At 45.0% G+C, this 16913-nt stretch carries 15 protein-coding genes; 4 read left to right on the top strand and 11 right to left on the bottom strand.

The features are described 5' to 3' along the window. Window positions 1-19 precede the first annotated feature (19 nt). The 9 genes from DTHIO_RS16350 to DTHIO_RS16310 form a co-directional block, all read right to left on the bottom strand. Window positions 20-769 (bottom strand): sulfotransferase family 2 domain-containing protein, encoded by a 750-nt coding sequence (locus DTHIO_RS16350; protein ID WP_008871371.1) that lies wholly within the window; start codon window positions 767-769, stop codon window positions 20-22. Window positions 770-1591: 822 nt separating this feature from the next. Beyond that, the gene (locus DTHIO_RS16345) at window positions 1592-2383 is read right to left on the bottom strand and encodes a glycosyltransferase family 2 protein (RefSeq protein WP_008871370.1); all 792 of its coding nucleotides are present in this window, start codon (window positions 2381-2383) and stop codon (window positions 1592-1594) included. A gap of 255 nt (window positions 2384-2638) precedes the next feature. Continuing rightward, window positions 2639-3499 (bottom strand): hypothetical protein, encoded by an 861-nt coding sequence (locus tag DTHIO_RS16340; protein ID WP_008871369.1) that lies wholly within the window; start codon window positions 3497-3499, stop codon window positions 2639-2641. 163 nt (window positions 3500-3662) lie between these two features. Next, window positions 3663-5072, bottom strand: a complete 1410-nt coding sequence (locus DTHIO_RS16335; protein WP_083804025.1) for an O-antigen ligase family protein — start codon at window positions 5070-5072, stop codon at window positions 3663-3665. 1 nt (window position 5073) lies between these two features. Further along, the gene (locus tag DTHIO_RS16330; protein WP_008871367.1) at window positions 5074-6141 is read right to left on the bottom strand and encodes a glycosyltransferase; all 1068 of its coding nucleotides are present in this window, start codon (window positions 6139-6141) and stop codon (window positions 5074-5076) included. A gap of 177 nt (window positions 6142-6318) precedes the next feature. Further along, complete coding sequence (locus DTHIO_RS20065) at window positions 6319-7140, bottom strand: Mn2+dependent serine/threonine protein kinase (RefSeq protein WP_008871366.1); 822 nt, start codon at window positions 7138-7140, stop codon at window positions 6319-6321. A 44-nt stretch (window positions 7141-7184) separates the two neighbouring features. Continuing rightward, the gene (locus DTHIO_RS23010; protein ID WP_008871365.1) at window positions 7185-7943 is read right to left on the bottom strand and encodes a sulfotransferase family 2 domain-containing protein; all 759 of its coding nucleotides are present in this window, start codon (window positions 7941-7943) and stop codon (window positions 7185-7187) included. 69 nt (window positions 7944-8012) lie between these two features. Continuing rightward, window positions 8013-8918 (bottom strand): lysophospholipid acyltransferase family protein, encoded by a 906-nt coding sequence (locus tag DTHIO_RS16315; RefSeq protein WP_208596430.1) that lies wholly within the window; start codon window positions 8916-8918, stop codon window positions 8013-8015. A 109-nt stretch (window positions 8919-9027) separates the two neighbouring features. Continuing rightward, window positions 9028-10062 (bottom strand): hypothetical protein, encoded by a 1035-nt coding sequence (locus DTHIO_RS16310; RefSeq protein ID WP_008871363.1) that lies wholly within the window; start codon window positions 10060-10062, stop codon window positions 9028-9030. Window positions 10063-10319: 257 nt separating this feature from the next. Here DTHIO_RS16310 and DTHIO_RS16305 point away from each other — a divergent pair, with 257 nt between their 5' ends. After that, window positions 10320-12137 (top strand): ABC transporter ATP-binding protein, encoded by a 1818-nt coding sequence (locus tag DTHIO_RS16305; protein ID WP_008871362.1) that lies wholly within the window; start codon window positions 10320-10322, stop codon window positions 12135-12137. A gap of 5 nt (window positions 12138-12142) precedes the next feature. Beyond that, window positions 12143-12943, top strand: coding sequence for a lysophospholipid acyltransferase family protein (locus DTHIO_RS16300; protein ID WP_040419179.1), 801 nt, complete (start codon window positions 12143-12145; stop codon window positions 12941-12943). A gap of 27 nt (window positions 12944-12970) precedes the next feature. Here the strand turns inward: DTHIO_RS16300 and DTHIO_RS16295 are convergent, their stop codons facing one another. Next, window positions 12971-13204 carry a type II toxin-antitoxin system Phd/YefM family antitoxin gene (locus tag DTHIO_RS16295; protein WP_008871360.1) on the bottom strand — a complete coding sequence of 78 codons (234 nt, stop codon included), beginning with the start codon at window positions 13202-13204 and terminating at the stop codon, window positions 12971-12973. Window positions 13205-13365: 161 nt separating this feature from the next. Then, window positions 13366-14145, bottom strand: coding sequence for a nickel pincer cofactor biosynthesis protein LarB (larB, locus tag DTHIO_RS16290; protein ID WP_008871359.1), 780 nt, complete (start codon window positions 14143-14145; stop codon window positions 13366-13368). 131 nt (window positions 14146-14276) lie between these two features. Here larB and DTHIO_RS16285 point away from each other — a divergent pair, with 131 nt between their 5' ends. Then, a complete protein-coding gene (locus tag DTHIO_RS16285; RefSeq protein ID WP_008871358.1) occupies window positions 14277-15698 on the top strand; it encodes a sigma-54-dependent transcriptional regulator in 1422 nt (473 codons plus the stop codon). 20 nt (window positions 15699-15718) lie between these two features. Then, window positions 15719-16906: a pyridoxal phosphate-dependent aminotransferase gene (locus DTHIO_RS16280; RefSeq protein WP_008871357.1), complete on the top strand. Its 1188-nt coding sequence runs from the start codon at window positions 15719-15721 to the stop codon at window positions 16904-16906. Window positions 16907-16913 lie beyond the last annotated feature (7 nt).

The raw sequence follows: 16913 nt of genomic DNA, 5'->3' as shown, positions 1-16913 counted from the left end.
CTTCTTGGTTAACTTGCACTTAAAATGAATATCCGAAGCACTCTATTTCTTTTTCGTAAATCTTGGAAACCAGTCTTTTTTCCGTGGCACCATAGTATTCTCTATACTTATAGTCAGCATAATGTTTAACTCTTGGGAACTGGCTTTTGTAAAAAGGAAGACCTATTATTTTACATATTTGTTCAAAGTCATGGTATAGATTTTCATATTTTCCAATGAAATCTACTGCAATTTTGTCGTTTATGGTGTACATCGGCCAGTTATCGATTTGAGTGGGTACGATGTGGTCATCTTTATAAAGATTAGGAGATTCTAAATGTTTAAGAAAGTCTAAAAAACTGATGTCTAAATTTTTTGCTTTTACGCGCCATATGTAGTCAGATACAGCTTTTTCATAAGGGTTTCGTACAAAGCAAAACTTAAAAAAATTATTCCAAGCAGATTCATCAAACTTTGCCAAATCGGACGCTGACGGGTGGTATAGATTGTAGTATTTTTTATGGATGCTGTTTAATTGCTTGTAAATATTTTTATTGCATAATCCTTTTTTAATATTTTTCCAGGTAGATATGTTAAAAAACAATCTAGGAGCAAGCAAGTCTACAATGAATCTTCTGTTGAATGACCCTTGATTATGTATAACTTCGTGCCATGAACCTATCTGAATGTCTTTAGGCCCTATGTATTTATTTAAAAAACATTTTATGCTGCTTCCAGCAGTTTTTCGGCAATGTATAAATATGTATTTATGCTTATAACTAATAATCATGGATCAATATGTATAAATATATTTATTAATTTGCTATATGTTTTACTCATATCAAATGCATTTTGTTCTATAAAATATATATTTTACGAATAACAAAAATTGTAAGAGTGTATTGAAGTGTTATTATATCATGTATCAGTTAGTAGAACTATTAGCTTAAAAAGTATAAATTTAAAAATATAAAAAACATGAACGCCTGCGTTTGTTATGTGAAGGAGAATTGACAGGCTTAAAAAAAACGGAGGGAGAGTCAGTCCTCATGTTACATGAAAATTGATAAACTGTTACAATAAATTTGATAAAAATAATGCACTTTAAAGTTAATAGTTATCTATTATTTATTATAGGATGCGCCTACAAAAAGTCGGATTGCGACAATTTAGCAATAAAGCAAGCTCATAACTCTTTGTTTTTTATCGACTCCTGCCCCCTGCAACTGCAAAAATGTAACCATTCAGGGGGCAGTTACCGGCCAGGGGGACAGTCCCCGCGACACTTTTACTGCACAACTGAAAAGTACAGACGCGAAATTTTGTGAAGGTTCATAGTCATCCTTAGCGGGGACAGTCCCCCTGGCCTTGTGCCACCAGCCACCACCGAGGTCCCCCCTGAATGGTTACGCAAAAATGACTTTTTGCAGTTGCATCTCATATATTTATTTATAAAAAGTGTTTGCTAAATTATTTTGAATGGTTAAATGATGCACCTGCAAAAAGTCGAGAAAATGAATGATTCCAAAAAAAATCTATACAAGTCTTTGTTTTTACTGATATCTGACGTCTGATCTCTTAAATATGTGACTGCAAAAATGACTTTTTACAGTCACATCTTAAATAAGGTCTTTATATTTCTATGCTTTAATTTTAGCTTTAAATATCGTTTAATTAATGTTTTGAATGCCATAAAAATTTCAAAAAAAGTCATGTGTTTCCAGTGTTTTTGTATGAACATTATATTGCCAAGCACGATATTGTCTCTAACCCTAGCGCTTTCATGATTATGCAAAACAGCAACAGAATAAGGCTGAGGTACTATAAAGCCTCTATGCTCAATAATTTTTGCTGCTAGATCCCGGTCAACAGAGGCGGGCATGGTTTCATCAAATCCGCCAACAAGTGCAAACATTTTTTTGCTGATTACTAAGTTTTGTCCCCCAAAACCTGGACTTTTAAAGTAAACCTTGCGCTGCTTTTTTGGGTCCGCCGGAAACATCTTGTAAGCCTTGGCCTGGCCATGAGGATCCGCTTTTTTAAGCTGGCCAACAACTGCGTCAGCACAGGTAATTTTTAAGGCTTCAATGCTGTATTTAAGGTAATCCTTCTCCCATACATCGTCATCGTCAAGGAATGAAATATATTCAGTTTCAGCAATAGCAGCCCCGGCATTACGCGCTTTCCCAGGACCGAGTCTTGGCATGGTCTTTATGAAATGTACTTGCTGTTTGATATCTTCGTGAGTTTCAGCATGTTGATACCCATTGTCCACCACAATTATTTTATCCGGCTTCAAGGTTTGATTCAAGACTGATCTAATGGCGCGATCAAGTGTGTGATTCCTGTCTGCCGTAGGAATAATAACTGTAATGCTGATAGTGTGTTGAGATGTCTTTGGCATGATTAATTTAATGTTATAATACAAAAAAATAGATATATGAAGCGCTTAAATTAAGGCATTTATCTTTAGTAGAGCACATAAAATTCATTTATGAGTATAAAATATTTAAAAATAAAATAGATAATTAACTGACAGAGGATGTGCAAAACTCTATTATTTTTTTAGTAAACATAATTCATTTTAAATGGAAAAAATTAAATTATAATTTTATTTTTGTATTTTGTAAATCATCAATTCTTAATCTAGTGATTAAAATTAATAAATTTTATTGTTAATTATTTTGAAACGTCCTTTTGTTATTTGTTGTGTATCACGCCAATCGTCATCATAAAAATTCTCAAGTTTTTCTATATCGTCTTTATGAAAGATATCATATTGCTTATTGCCATATGCAAAATCTGTTAGTCTAAGTATAATTGTGCGTATCTTTTTATATGTTTTGCGTCTAAACATTTTATATCCATTCGGTGAGTAGTATGTATGAAATTGTCTGTTAAATCTGAGCATATTTTTTATTTGCGCGTTGCTTAGGCTGGTGTTTACCTTGCGTCCAGAGTGTTTGTTGAAGTCTATCAAGTCGTTGCACCCCACAAAACTTAAAAATACTTTACCGAATTCCTCAACGTGACTTTTCATAAAATTGTAATCTACAATTAGTACAGAACCTGAAAATTTTTGCTGTATTTGATTTAACAGTTCAATATATTTTAAAGCATTTATGTTTATCGAATAAGGATGTTCTCCTGAAATATACTCATGAAAGCTAATGCTGCCGCCAACTTTTATGTATTGGTTGTAAAGAGATTTTAGTAATTCGGTTTGTTTTCGAACTATTAGGATAATGTCTGAATCAGGAAAAAAAGAACTTAGATTGCAAAGAGACCTTTTTCTGGAATCTATCCATCCCTGTTGTACATCTGCTTCCTTGATATGGGGAAACCCAACGTAATTTTCATAACTGATCAGGATATTTTTATTTGACCAGTGAAGCATGCACTTTCTTAACTCTTCTTTGTAGCACACATCGATAGATTTCATTTTTGGCAGTATTTCATGCTGTAACCAGGTCGATCCTGTTTTAGGCATTCCGATATGTAATGTTATTTTTCTATTCATATCTATCAATTAATGAATATATATTGTCTCAAATATAAACAAATAGTAGTTTCTATGTTCTTATGTCTAACACAAATGTGTATATATAATATGTATTGCTATAAAGCAATTACAGATAAGTATTTTATTGATCATAATTTGCACTATTTTTTATAGAATTATTTTATTCATTAGACATTAATATTATAGATAAAAACGTTGCATATGGTATAGCATAAAATGCATGATTTCGAATATTAATATTTGTTGTAGCTGCTATGAGAATGTAAATTGTAGCAGTTATAAAAAAAACATAGAATGAGGGGCTTATCATTCTTTTTTTGTATTTATAGTGAATTTGTATTGTTGTAATACAAAATATTGAAGTTGCAATAAGCATTCCAATGATGCCTAACCGATACAAAATCGCCAGATAATCGCTGTGAAGATGTGTTTTGCCTACTTCCCAGTTGTATTTTTGACTAAGTTTATCGCTGTCATTGATAGCTTGTATCGCTCGGGCTCCTTTTCCAAAAAAACTGTGTTCTGCTTCAAGCGTCCATAGGTACATTTGTACCCTGTATCCTACCGAGCGGGTCTGCACTTCTTCTATTTGCCCAGTCAGCAGGTTGGTAATATTTGCCTGATCTCTAAGAAAGCGATCTTGTATTTTGTTGAAATTTAAAGCAATCATGGCAACGAGCATCAAGCATATTAAGGCCGGAATAGACAGGTTATTGAATGTTGTTTTTGGTTCAGACTGAAAAATGCAATATCTGCATATGAGTCCAATAGACAGGCTGATGAGTACAGCGATCCAGACCCCCCTGGCCTGAACTACATAGGTGCCCAGCATTAAGGTGACAATTATAATGCTAAAAACCAGGTAACCAAGAAGCTTTATTTTTCCGGATCGCAAGGTATCAGGTAAAAGGTCTTTGCCCAGCACGCTTGCCCCCACCAGGAGCATTCCTGTCCAGCTTGCATAGCGTAGAATTGATTCCCCCGCAAGTCTTGAAGACTCCGGTCCGAGCATACCTCTTTCTGGTCTATTGCCTTCCAGGAAATAGTTTAGGGTGTTCCAGTCCAGAATCCAGATCATGCTGCTCAGGGTGAAAAAAAGGCACACTACAAAAAAAGCATTGCGGATAGAGGCCGGGTTTGTTCCAATCCACCAAGCAATGGGAACAAACAGGCAGAATCTAGCCATGGTTCTGGCTTCGGCATAGTGTCGGACCTCTGGAAACAGGTGCATGCCGATTAGAGTAGAAATAACCAGGGACAGAGCAAATGCTATCATCAGCCAGAAAAGCGGCTGTTTTACAAGGATTTTCCCCCAGTATTTCCAACTGAGCACAAAAGCGGCTATAAGCATGAACTCGCCGTAACGGTTCAAGTCAGTTGACAGGTTCAGGGTGGCAAGAAAAAGAAAAAGTCCTCCCAGTCCCAGAACCTCCAGGTACAAGTTATCAGTTCTTTTTACCCTGGAAGATTGTGGAAAAGTGCTGATCAGGAAAAAATGAAGCAACTTTGCCATGCGAGCAGGTACATGCAATAATGTTCTATGTTGTGTACTATCTAATTGGTGTGCCATACTAAGTTTTTTTTCTGCCTAAATATGACTTAAATATGTTTTCTAAATGAGAACTCATGCTTGCTAAAGAAAATTTACTTTTAACTGTACTTTGGCCAGCACGTCCTATATCCTGAAATAAGCTGCTGTTCAAGTATGCCTGCCTGAAGATGTCCGCTAAATACTTTTCACTGCTGTTTTTAATCAAAAAACCGTTTTCCCCGTGTGAGATGACTTCCAAGCTGCCTCCGGCAGGAGTGGTGACAACAGGAATACCCAGGTACATAGCTTCCAGCAAGGCATTTGAGATGCCTTCATTTTGTGACACTGAAACAAAAAGATTGCTTTGAATTATCAAAGAGTATGGATCGTCCAGAAATCCAGCAAATGTTACCTGTTGTTCAATGCCAAGTTTTTTTGCAACAGACTTGAGTTCTTGTTCCTGCCTTCCCTTGCCTATTAATATAAGTTGAACATTGGAGTCTGGCTGCATTTTAAGAAATTTCGCAAATGCATGAAGCAAAAAAATATAGCCTTTTCTGGGCACGAGTTCGCCGCTGGATATGATAACAAATTCATCCCTGCTTTTATATTTAAGTTTTGATTTATCCAGAATGTCAGTATCCAGTCCATTATAAACGACATGAATCTTGTCTTTGCGAACAACCCCGCTTTTGATGAGCATGTCTTGTATTGCCCGGGCATTTACTATTATGCCGTCGATTTCACGAAACAAAAAGCGATTATATATATTATCCGGAACATTCCAGACTATTCCGCAACGTACAAAATGTCTACAGCCAGTGATTTTAGAGGCCAGTACACCCAGAAGATAATGCTTTCTGTTGGTAGATATCAGTATGTCTATATGTTCTCTTTGTATTATTTTTTTAAGACAATACAGCGTGAAAAGATCAACTCTGTTGATGAAGGGCAGCTTCATTTTTTTTATGGAGAAGCGACTGCCAAGATAAGGACAGCGGTAAACCAGAAGGACATTGTGTCGGCTGGCCAGAGCATGGCTGGCCATATGAGTCCATTTCTCGTTGCCGCCCCAGATTCTTGAAGTGTTTACAAACAGGATATTCATGTAACCATTCAGTGGGTCTTCAGTGGTGACTAATTGCACAAGGCCAGGGGACTGTCCCCGCTAAGTAATGATTATGCAGTTTCATAAAATTTCCCGTCTGCACTTTTTGTATTGTGCAGGAAAAGTTTCGCTGGGACTGTCCCATGGCCGGTAACAGACCCCTGAATGGTTACATGTTTATGGATCCAGTTTTAGTGGGGTTGGCTCTATGCCATACTTTGCCCTGTGTTTGGCAGCGATTTTCATATGATAGGGGAGGGTATGCTCCATGATAGACTTTGGGGTTCTTGTCGCAAAACGCGAATAGGCCGTTATGAAGCGACATACCTGTTCTTGCTGGGGCAGGCTTTCCTGTATATCAATGCAGAAACGGGCCAGGTCCCTGGCATAGCGCCTGTCCCTGCGGGAAATTAGTCTTCCGGCGGTATCCAGATCTATGAAGCAAGCCGAATTTTTTGATCGGGCATCAATCATGATATTTTTCCATTTCATATCGCCGTGAAAAAAACCCGCATTGTGCATTTTGGCAAGCAAAACTGCTAAATAATCCAGAACATCCTGGACCTGCGCAGGATCTTTTAGGTCTATGATTGTTTTTTTTAGAGTCCGGTAATGCCTTAGTGCTTCACTAAGGAGGTATACAGACTTTTTTTTTCTTTCAGGGTCCCTTATGACCGCTAAAGGCCTGGGTATGGGTACGCCTGCAGATGCCATGTCCAAAGAGAGCTTGAAAGTCTGAAGGGCCTGGTCTTTGTACAATGCATAAAGTATCTTTTGCCATGCGTTGTCTATGAAAAATCGTTTAACAAAGACTGCTTTGCTGCTGGAAATATTTACAATGCCGGATTCTTTTTTCTCATCGGACTTGATATTGCAGATATTGCAACGGAACCATTCTTCTGGACTCAGCCCGGAATCAAGAAATTCAATTGCCTGCTGATCAAGGTATAATGTATAAAGACTTCCGTATCGGCGATGATGACAACTTTTTTCAGTCATTAATATGTTTATTGAATGCAGCAAAAAAATGTTTGCATCCAGGCTTAAAATTCATATTTAAAATGTTCCATTTCAAATTTGAATGCTTTTTCGCATAGCCTGCGCAGTTCAGGATCATAGTATTCCCTGTAATCCTTTTTGGGGCGAAATCCCGCCTTGGTATGCAGCAATTCACCATTCCAGGGTATTTTTTTGGACATGAAAAAAGTACTCAAATCCTCGTGCAGATTTTCAAAGTGAAATATTCTATCCACAACAATTTCGCCGTCAATTTCGTAAAAGGGCCTGTTGGAAAAGTTGGTAGCTTTCAACCTGGATGCTTGCTTTTTGTTTTTCCCAATAACTGCAAGGGCAAAATCTCTAAAAGAAGGAGGATTCTTAAACTTCTTGGTTCGCCAGTGGTAAAAAGAGACCAGACGGTCAAAGGGATTACGCTCAAAACAAAACTTGTAATATGTGTTCCAAACTTCTTTTCCGCAAACCTTTTGCATATTCTCTGCGTTAAAATGGCTGCTTTTAATTATACGCCGCGTCTTGTTCCAGGAATGCCGCACCTCTGGATTGCCGGCTTTAATGGTGTTTTTCCACATGGCAGCAAAAAAGTTTCCAAGGTCTTTTACATCTACTTGCTTCAGGGGTTTTTGATTGTTTTGTTCGGTGATTCCCAGTTCTTTGCCATCGCCTGTGGGGCAGAGCTGGTCCTGTTCACCACACACACCAGCCAGAGCTACTTCCACACTGCCGCTAGCTGTTTTTCGGGTTTTTAAAAAAATAAATTTATTTTTGTGTGAGATTATGGCCATAGTCAGCGGTACAATCAATATTGTCCAGGTTTAAAATGACAGGGGCAGCATGAAGTCTGGCAAACTTTTTTAGATTTTGCGGACTTTTGGTTTTTTCCATCGATCATGCAGCCAGAGCCACTCTTCAGGGTGGTCGCGGATGAACTTATCCAGCACCCTTGTATAGCGCACAGTCAAAGTCCTGATGGATTCTCTGGTGTAGTCGAGGTCATTTGTTGCGATCTGGTTGATATCCACCTGGTACCTCCCGTTGTCCAGGCTGCGGCAGGTTTCTACAAATAATGGCAATCCGGCCTTCAGAGCCAGAAAGGCCGGCCCCTGGGCCACTCTGGCTTTGCGGCCAAGAAATTCGGTATAAAAGTTGCCATGTTTATTGGACTGGTCGCCTAATAAAACTAAAATACCGCCTGTCTCCAGGGCGCTACGCCCCTGACGCAGGGCCTGGTCCTTTTGTATAAGGCTGTTGCCGTGCATGGTTCGCAACCGATTGATTTGCCTGTCCAGATATCTGTTTTTAATCGGTTTGACCACGATATGCAAGGGTTTTAGAAGTATCCCAGCGCATACAGCTATTGCTTCCCAGCTGCTCAGGTGCGCCGGAACCACCACTGCACCCCGGCTTTGATTTATGGCTTCATAAAAGGAGGCATCAGCCTGGATATCAAGCAGTTCCTGGGCGTCCTGCTCGTTGCGAATCAGGGGGATGCGCAGGAGCTCGATTACGTTTCTGGCCTGGGTAATATAGGTCTGCCGGGTAAGATGCTGGATTTGGGTTTCTGTTTTTTCCGGGAATGCCTGTTTAAGGTTGTCCTGTACCAGATTTCGCCTGATCCTGAATACGTCGCAGGCCAGATAGCCAAGAAGTCTGCCTAGTCTCAAGGCCTGCCCCCGGGACATTCTTCTGACCAATTGGCCCAAAAGCACGAACAGCCCGGCTGTAACCGGATAGCTCATGCGTTTAAGAGTTTTTTTCAAATTTTTTTTTATATTTTTCATTACTGTTTGAGATAGCAGGCATAATGTGTATAGTTTTTTTGAAGCAACCTGATAATATTTGACTTTTTGTCAGCAGGAGGGCTTTCTGTCAAGGCTCGGGCAACCGTGGCAGTTTGGAGAACCATTTATCAAAACAACTGTCGTCTCCTGTGATCACGGTCTCCATGAATCTGATCAGATTTTTAGCTTTTTTTGGCCCAGGGTTTTCCTTGACCAGCTTTTTCAGGGTCCAGCCCATAAGACAGAATTTTAGCTGCAGTTTGAAATGATGAAAATCCGGGTTTATATCGGTGCGCCGTGTCTGCAGACCTTGCCAGTATTGCTGAAGCAGACACTTGTAAAATCGGGGGAAACCATTTAGTTTATTATCGTTACAATTAAAGAACAAAGGTTCGGCCTGGGCGATTTTCAGGGCGTCCACGAAGACCCACCTTTTCTCAATTCCTGCTTTTTCAAAATCAACAAAATATATCTTGTCCGGTTCAGGGCGCAGTATATTGGCTTTGAAAATATCCCGGTGCACCAGCAGGGGTTTTTTCAGCTGTTTTGTTGCAAATAAGGCTTTGGCCCAGAAACTCAAAAGTCTGGGGCATGAAGATACAGGTACATTCCCTTTGATAACGGCCCCTTCCAGGAGGTTGCGCAGGGTTTTTGCTGATCTGGAACATTTCCACCTGTTGACTCGTTCCCACACCCAGCCTTTACAGTAGAAAGTTTTAAAGGGAAAGTCGCAGGTGTTTAAATCCTGGATTGACTTGACAGCCTGATTGTAAAAAAGTGAGTCATTTCTTCCAAGGGATGGGTTGTTTGGGATAAAGTCCGTTATGATGTAGTTTTTGCCGTCAGTATGCAGTACCTGGGGGTAAAGAAATGAGAAAAGGCTGATATTATTCAGCTGGTTGTAAATAAATATCTCTTTTTGCAGCCTGAAACGTCGTCCTGGTTTTTTCCAGGGATATGGGGTCGTAAGGGCCTTGAGCAGACAATCACGCCCCTTTATTTTGAGGTGCATAACCATCCTGGGCTCTTTGTTCCGGATGGTCTTGACTATTGAGTGCTCGGGGTCCAGGGACTCAAGAATCTGCTTTATGGTATTGGATGGGTGGAAAGAAGGCTTGTTCAATGGGTATATCCTCAGGTGCCGAAGTCATGCTGCAGGGGCTTATATTGTTTCTGAAAAGCAAAGTAAACCTTAACCGTCCTTGATCAAGAAAGTTTGCGGAAGACTGTAAAGCCTGCCTGGAGGAAGTAAACCTTCCGGGCAGATAAGGAGTTTCAAGACCAGAGTTCTTGACAGACTGTCGATTGCTAGTATTGACATGTGTCTCTTGGCGTAGTGACTTGAACCTGTCCTTTGCAAACATTCAACCGAGAAATTTCATGGAAGACGACAGTAAAAAAGATAAAGTAAAATATAATAAACCTAAGGGGGACACCTGGCCTCTGGTCAAAAGGTGCCTGGGTTATTTTGTGCCTTACAAAATTTATATTATTGTCTCCCTGCTTTCTCTGCTGGCTGTTTCAGGGGCTACAGCAGCCGCAGCGTTCCTGGTAAAGCCGGCACTGGACGATATATTCATAGCTCAGGACGAAAGGGCCTTGATGGTTATCCCCTTTCTGCTCTTTATGGCTGTAATGGTCATGAGTGTATTTCAGTTTCTGCAAAAATATCTTATGAACTATTGCGGGCTGAAGGTCCTGCAGCAGTTGCGAAATGAGCTGTATTACAAGTTTACCGGACTTCCGGTGAACTTCTTCGACCATAATCGCGTAGGCATGCTCATGTCCAGGATAGTCAATGACGTCAATCTGCTTAGAGCCAGCCTGCCCCATTTTATTGATCTCATAAGAGACTTTTTGACCATGCTGGGCCTGCTAGTGGTGGTTTTCTATCAGGACGCCTTTCTGGCCACCATTTCTCTGGTAATTTATCCCCTTGCAGTATATCCGTTTATACATTTCAGCAACAAGATCCGCAAGCTTGGCCGTAAAAAGCAGGTCAAGCTCTCACAGATTACAGGCTTTTTGCAGGAGACTCTGAGCGGGATTAAGGTGATCAAAGCCTTTGCAGCCGAAAACCGGGAACATCAGAATTTTGCAAAGGAAAATCAAAAACTGGTGGCCAATGCTCTTAAGCAGCTTAAGTACAATTCCCTGGCCACCCCGGTAATGGAGGTTCTGGGGGCTGTGGGTATGGGCCTTATAATCTGGTATGGGGGCAGCCAGGTCATGGCTGGCGAGACCACGCCGGGCACATTTTTTTCTTTTTTGACAGCCCTTTTCATGCTTTATCAGCCCATTAAGAAACTGAACAAAACCAACCTGCAGATTCAGCAGGCCCTGGCCGGGGCGGAGCGGGTGTTCCAGGTACTGGATTCTGATGAGATAAAGGAAGAAAAAGGTGGTGATGTGGAGCTCAGGCCTCCTTTTGAGAGCCTGGAGATGAAAAATGTGAGCTTTTATTATCCTGAGAGTCAGCATCCTGCCCTGGACAGGGTGAATCTAAATATCATTCAGGGACAGAAGATTGCCATTGTCGGTCCCAGCGGGGCGGGAAAGTCCACTTTGATAAATATCCTGCCCAGGTTTTACGTGCAGCAGGAAGGGGAGGTGTATATAAACGGCCGGCCCACCTCGGAGTACACTCTGCACAGCCTGCGCAGGTTCATGGGCATCGTCTCCCAGGACAATTTTTTGTTCAATACAACTGTAAGCGAAAACATAGCCTATGGCCTGGACCATGCGGAGCCTGAACAGGTGGAGGCCGCGGCCAGGGCCGCCTTTGCCCATGATTTCATTATGGAGCTAAGCGATGGTTACGACACAGTGCTTGGCGAGCGCGGAGTGAGACTGTCCGGGGGGCAGAAGCAGCGCATCACCATCGCCCGGGCCATTTTAAAGGACCCGGCCCTGCTCATCCTGGACGAGGCCACCTCGGCCCTGGACACCGAGTCCGAGCGCATTGTGCAGCAGGCCCTGGAAAACCTCATGCGACAGCGCACCAGCATTGTGATTGCCCACAGGCTTTCCACCATTTTGTCCGCGGACAGTATCGTGGTCCTGGACCAGGGCAGCATAATTTCTCAGGGCAGTCATGAACAGCTTTTGCACAAGTGCTCTTTATACAAAAAACTATATGAAATGCAGTTCCAGGATCAGAATGCTGGCCTGGAGGTCGATGCTGGAGAGAGACAGTGAGAACCATGAGCGTTACTGAAAACCGGGACAATTATGTAACTCACCCAAGCGGGGCATCCTGGATTTTTTCCAGAACCCCTAGTCTTTACTTTTATCCTAGAATGCTGGGCACAGTTTTGCGGTCCTGGGCCAAAGCCAGATGGAAAGGGTTTACCGACCATGACTGGATTTTAAGAAGCGTGGACATTTTCCGGCACCTGGAAAAGGTGGACTGCAGGTTTATTATCCGGGGCAAGAAGAACTTCATTGATCTGGACGAACCCTGCGTCTTTGTGGGCAATCACATGAGCACTCTGGAGACCTTTGCCCTGGCAGCAGTAGTATGTCCTCACAGGCAGGTGACTTTCGTGGTCAAGGAGGGCCTGGTGCGCTATCCGGTCTTCAAGCACGTGATGATCTCCAGGGACCCGGTGGTGGTCAAAAGACAAAATCCCAGGGACGATTTCAAGGTGGTCATGCAGGAGGGACTGGACAGGCTTAACCGGGGAATTTCAGTGGTGGTCTTTCCCCAGGCCGAGAGATCCAGGGTGCTGGATCTGCAGCGCTTCAACTCCATGGGTGTCAAGCTGGCCAAAAAAGCCGGGGTCCCTGTGGTGCCCCTGGCCCTGAAGACCGATGCCTGGGGGCAGGGCAGCATAATCAAGGATTTCGGCTGGATCAGGCCCAACAGGCCCATTCGCATGGATTTCGGACCGGCCATGCAGGTTCAGGGAAACGGCAGGGCCGAGCATCAAGAGATAGTTGATTTCATTTCCTACAGGCTGGATGCCTGGCAGGGCTATGCCCGCTGGTTCGGGATGAATTAAAAGCAAGGCGGGTTTTGGTTTGCATCATCACTCGTAAAGCTCTTCTCTGGTCCACTGCCGGTTCCCGGTTATGGGCTGGTGGTTTAGACGCTCCAGCAGGATAGATTTTGCCTGCCTGCGCTGAGCAGCCTCAGGCGCGCCGGGATGAATGGCTGCAACTGCTCTGCCTCGGGAAATAATGGTGTATGATTCGCCTTCAGCTACCCCGCGCAATATACTGGAGAAACTGCGATTGGCTTCAGAAGCTGTCACTGTTTTCATGATTTTACCTTTTCATTCTAAATGTAGTTCAGTTCACTACTTTTTTGTTAGTTTTTAAAGAAGGAGCTGTCAACTGCTTTTATAAAAAAGCTGTGTCAGAAGTCTCTGCTGCTTTCAGCGCATTCACCGCCACGCATGTTTTCCTGGCGCAGTAATATTTTTCAGCTGCTTTCTGCCCTTTGCCTACTGAGCACCTTGAAGGCGAAGCAGGCAGCTCCGAACCCGTTGTCGATATTGACCACTGATATGCCCGGGGCGCACGAGGTGAGCATGGCCAGCATGGGTGTGATTCCATTCAGGCTGGTACCGTAACCCACGGAAGTGGGAACGCCCACGATGGGCACAGGACAGAGGCCTGCCAGTACTGAGGGCAGGGCACCTTCCATTCCGGCTATGACTATCAGGATTCTGGCTTTAGAGATTTTGGGCAGATGGGGAAAGAGCCTGTGCAACCCGGCTACCCCGACATCAGAAACCAGGCCGGGAGTGTGCCCGAAAAACTCCAGGCAGGCATAGGCTTCCAGGGCCACCGGAAGGTCCGCTCCGCCGGCGGATATAATCATGGCCTCGGCTTCCCCGTTCCAGGGGTGGTCCAGGTCGATGCTGCTGTTGAGCTCGAACAGGCCTGGTACTTCAAAATATCTGCCTTCAGGGAACTCTTGAGCCAGGGCGTTTCCGGCATCCGCGCCCAGCCTGGTTACCAGGACCTTTTGCTGTCTGCCGGCCAGGTGCTTTACTGCCGTGAAAAGCTGCTTTTTGCTCTTGCCCGCACCAAATACGACTTCCGGGATGCCGGTGCGTATCCCGCGGCGCATGTCCAGGTTCAGCCCCTGACCGGTTTCCAGGTAGGGCTCCAGCCCTATACGTTCCATGGCCTTATCCATGGACGTGTGCCCGTCCAGCAGGTCCTGAAGCAGTTGCGCAAGCTCATTTCTTTGCATGAAAACCTCGTAAGTCTACCCGGTTATCCGGTGGACGAGCATTGTTTTCCGGTTAAAAAACCATTTTATGCGGCCCGGGAGTACAGATATGCATTGAAAAGTTGATGCAATGCCTGTATGTTGCCCAAGTCATGTCTTCAAAGAGAATCCTTTTCATTGCCAGATCCGAACTGATAAGCCCTGTTCTGTCCAGGCTCAGACAGGAGGGGTACGAGCTTCTCATGAGCGAGAGCCTGGAAGGGGCACTGAAAATTATCAGTCAGAAAAGCCCGGCCCTGATTTTTTCTCAGGTAGCCATGCCCGGCTTCAGGATTCATGATCTCCTGGACGCCCTGGAGAGCCAGGAGATGCAGCGCAGGGTTATTGCCGTGGCTGAGCAGGGCACTGCCCGTGAGGCTCAGCAGATCCTGGAGGCCGGTGCCGGCGACTACTGGCTTGCCCCTTTGCAATGGGATAAGGTCAAGGCTGTGCTGCCCGGTTCATCCCCGCAGCAGGCTCAAAACCGGACTTCTGTTTCAGAGCCGGGCAAGCATGAGATCATCGGGTCGCACCCCGCCATGCAGAAGGTCATGGCCCTGGCCAGGCAGGTGGCTTCTTCCAAGGCCTCGGTCCTTATAAGCGGTGAATCCGGAACAGGCAAGGAAATGTTCGCCAGGTTCCTGCACAACAACAGTCCCCGTCATGCCGGGCCTTTTGTCGCGGTCAACTGTGCCGCACTGCCCGAGCACCTGCTGGAGAGCGAGCTTTTCGGCCATGAAAAAGGTGCATTCACCGGGGCCATCAGCAGAAAAGTGGGCAAGTTCGAGTTGGCCCACCAGGGCACCATCCTCCTGGATGAGATATCAGAAATGGACCTGGCCCTGCAAGCCAAGCTTTTGCGGGTACTCCAGGAAAGCGAGATCGACCGGGTGGGCGGCACGGATACTGTCCGGGTGGATGTCCGGGTCCTGGCCACCACCAACCGCAACATCGAGGAATGCGCCCGCAGGGGGGAGTTTCGACAGGACCTGTTTTACCGCTTAAATGTCATCCCCCTGAGGCTGCCTCCTTTGCGGGAAAGGAAAGATGACATACTGGTCCTGGCCGGGCACTTTATCCGCCATTACAGCACCCAGTACGGGCTGCCGGCCATGGAGCCGGATGAAGAGGCCGCCGGGTGGCTTGTGGAGTACGACTGGCCGGGTAATGTCCGGGAGCTGCAAAACCTTATGGAAAGGGCGGTACTGCTGGCAGGGCAGTCAGGGGTGATCCGCACCAGGCATTTTCTCCTGGAAGAAGATGATCTTCAGGATATACTCGAAGAAAGCCAGGGAAACCACGCAGAAGAAGAATCCCTGCCCTTTACACAAGACGATGCAGCAGTAGCAGCAATTGACCCCGGGGGAGATGACGAGATTTATCCCATACATGAAATGGAAAAACGTATGATCATGAAGAGTCTGAAAAAGACAGGGGGCAACCGCACCCAGGCCTCTGAGCTTTTAGGCATTTCCGTACGTACCCTGCGTAATAAATTGAGCGAGTACAAGAAGCAGGGACTGGTTGTTTCGTAAAAATATGTAAAGGAGAATATATGTCTGTTTTGAATCCACAGGTGGCGGATTATCTGGAAAAAGCCTCATGGATCAGGAGAATGTTCGAGGCCGGAAGCGAATTAAAGCAGAAATACGGGCCGGAAAATGTTTTTGATTTCAGCCTGGGCAATCCGGATCTGCCTCCACCGACTGAAGTGGGGCAGGGACTGGAGGAGCTGGGCAGAAACGCCTGCAAGCCCTACGCCCTGGGATACATGCCCAACGCAGGACTGCCTGGAGTGCGCAAGGCCCTGGCCGGGGTAGTTTCCAGGGAACAGGACACCGAGGTTGCCCCGGAAAATATTGTGGTCACCTGCGGGGCCGCCGGCGGGCTCAATGCCTTTTTCCGGGCCGTGCTTCGTCCCGGGGATGAAGTGGTCTGCCCGGCCCCATTTTTTGTGGAATACTATTTTTATACCGAAAATTTTCAGGGAGTCTTCGTGCCGGTCCCGTCGAAGCCGGTTAGCTTTGAGCTGGACCTGGAGGCCATGCAAAGGGCCATAACTCCCAATACCAGGGTGGTGCTCATCAATTCCCCCAACAATCCCAGCGGACAGGTGTATTCCCGGGAAGAGCTGGAAGGCCTGGTAAGAATCCTTGAGGACAAAAGCAAAGAGTACGGACAGCCCATTCTGCTTATTTCGGATGAGCCATACCGCTTTTTGACCTATGACGACACAGTGGTGCCTCCGGTCATGGCTCTTTATCCCTATAGCCTGGTGGTCAGTTCCTACTCCAAGAGCCTGTCCATGGCCGGAGAAAGGGTAGGGTACCTGGCGGTGCACCCGGAAATGCCCGGAGGAGATGAGCTGCTTCAGGGTCTGAACCTGACCAACCGTATCCTGGGTTTTGTAAACGCTCCGGTTATCGGTCAGATCCTCCTGGAAAAGGCCCTGCATGTCACTGTGGATACCGGGGTTTATTCCGCCAGAAGGCAGGCCATGGCCGAAATCATGGACAAGGCCGGACTGGAGTTTTCTCTGCCCAAGGGCGGATTTTACTTTTTCCCCAAGGCTCCGGACGGAGATGATCAGAAATTCGTCCGGGATCTTTTCGAAGAAAATATCCTGGCCGTACCCGGGTCGGGATTTGGATACCCCGGTTTTGTGCGCTTTTCTTTCTGCATCTCCGAGGAAGTCATCCGCAGGGCAGAGACAGGGCTTGTGCGGGCTGTTGGTAATGGCTGAAAGAAGG

Source organism: Desulfonatronospira thiodismutans ASO3-1 (assembly GCF_000174435.1).
GTDB lineage: Bacteria > Desulfobacterota > Desulfovibrionia > Desulfovibrionales > Desulfonatronovibrionaceae > Desulfonatronospira > Desulfonatronospira thiodismutans.
This window is presented reverse-complemented; position numbering and strand designations above follow the sequence as displayed.

What these genes read in the sequence shown, in the direction of transcription:
- DTHIO_RS16300 (WP_040419179.1), top strand. Translation starts at nt 12,143, where the DNA reads ATGAGCGTTACTGAAAACCGGGACAATTATGTAACTCACCCAAGCGGG.
- DTHIO_RS23010 (WP_008871365.1), bottom strand. Translation starts at nt 7,943, where the DNA reads ATGGCCATAATCTCACACAAAAATAAATTTATTTTTTTAAAAACCCGA.
- DTHIO_RS16335 (WP_083804025.1), bottom strand. Translation starts at nt 5,072, where the DNA reads ATGGCACACCAATTAGATAGTACACAACATAGAACATTATTGCATGTA.
- larB (WP_008871359.1), bottom strand. Translation starts at nt 14,145, where the DNA reads ATGCAAAGAAATGAGCTTGCGCAACTGCTTCAGGACCTGCTGGACGGG.
- DTHIO_RS20065 (WP_008871366.1), bottom strand. Translation starts at nt 7,140, where the DNA reads ATGACTGAAAAAAGTTGTCATCATCGCCGATACGGAAGTCTTTATACA.
- DTHIO_RS16295 (WP_008871360.1), bottom strand. Translation starts at nt 13,204, where the DNA reads ATGAAAACAGTGACAGCTTCTGAAGCCAATCGCAGTTTCTCCAGTATA.
- DTHIO_RS16340 (WP_008871369.1), bottom strand. Translation starts at nt 3,499, where the DNA reads ATGAATAGAAAAATAACATTACATATCGGAATGCCTAAAACAGGATCG.
- DTHIO_RS16305 (WP_008871362.1), top strand. Translation starts at nt 10,320, where the DNA reads ATGGAAGACGACAGTAAAAAAGATAAAGTAAAATATAATAAACCTAAG.
- DTHIO_RS16285 (WP_008871358.1), top strand. Translation starts at nt 14,277, where the DNA reads ATGTCTTCAAAGAGAATCCTTTTCATTGCCAGATCCGAACTGATAAGC.
- DTHIO_RS16330 (WP_008871367.1), bottom strand. Translation starts at nt 6,141, where the DNA reads ATGAATATCCTGTTTGTAAACACTTCAAGAATCTGGGGCGGCAACGAG.
- DTHIO_RS16350 (WP_008871371.1), bottom strand. Translation starts at nt 769, where the DNA reads ATGATTATTAGTTATAAGCATAAATACATATTTATACATTGCCGAAAA.
- DTHIO_RS16280 (WP_008871357.1), top strand. Translation starts at nt 15,719, where the DNA reads ATGTCTGTTTTGAATCCACAGGTGGCGGATTATCTGGAAAAAGCCTCA.
- DTHIO_RS16345 (WP_008871370.1), bottom strand. Translation starts at nt 2,383, where the DNA reads ATGCCAAAGACATCTCAACACACTATCAGCATTACAGTTATTATTCCT.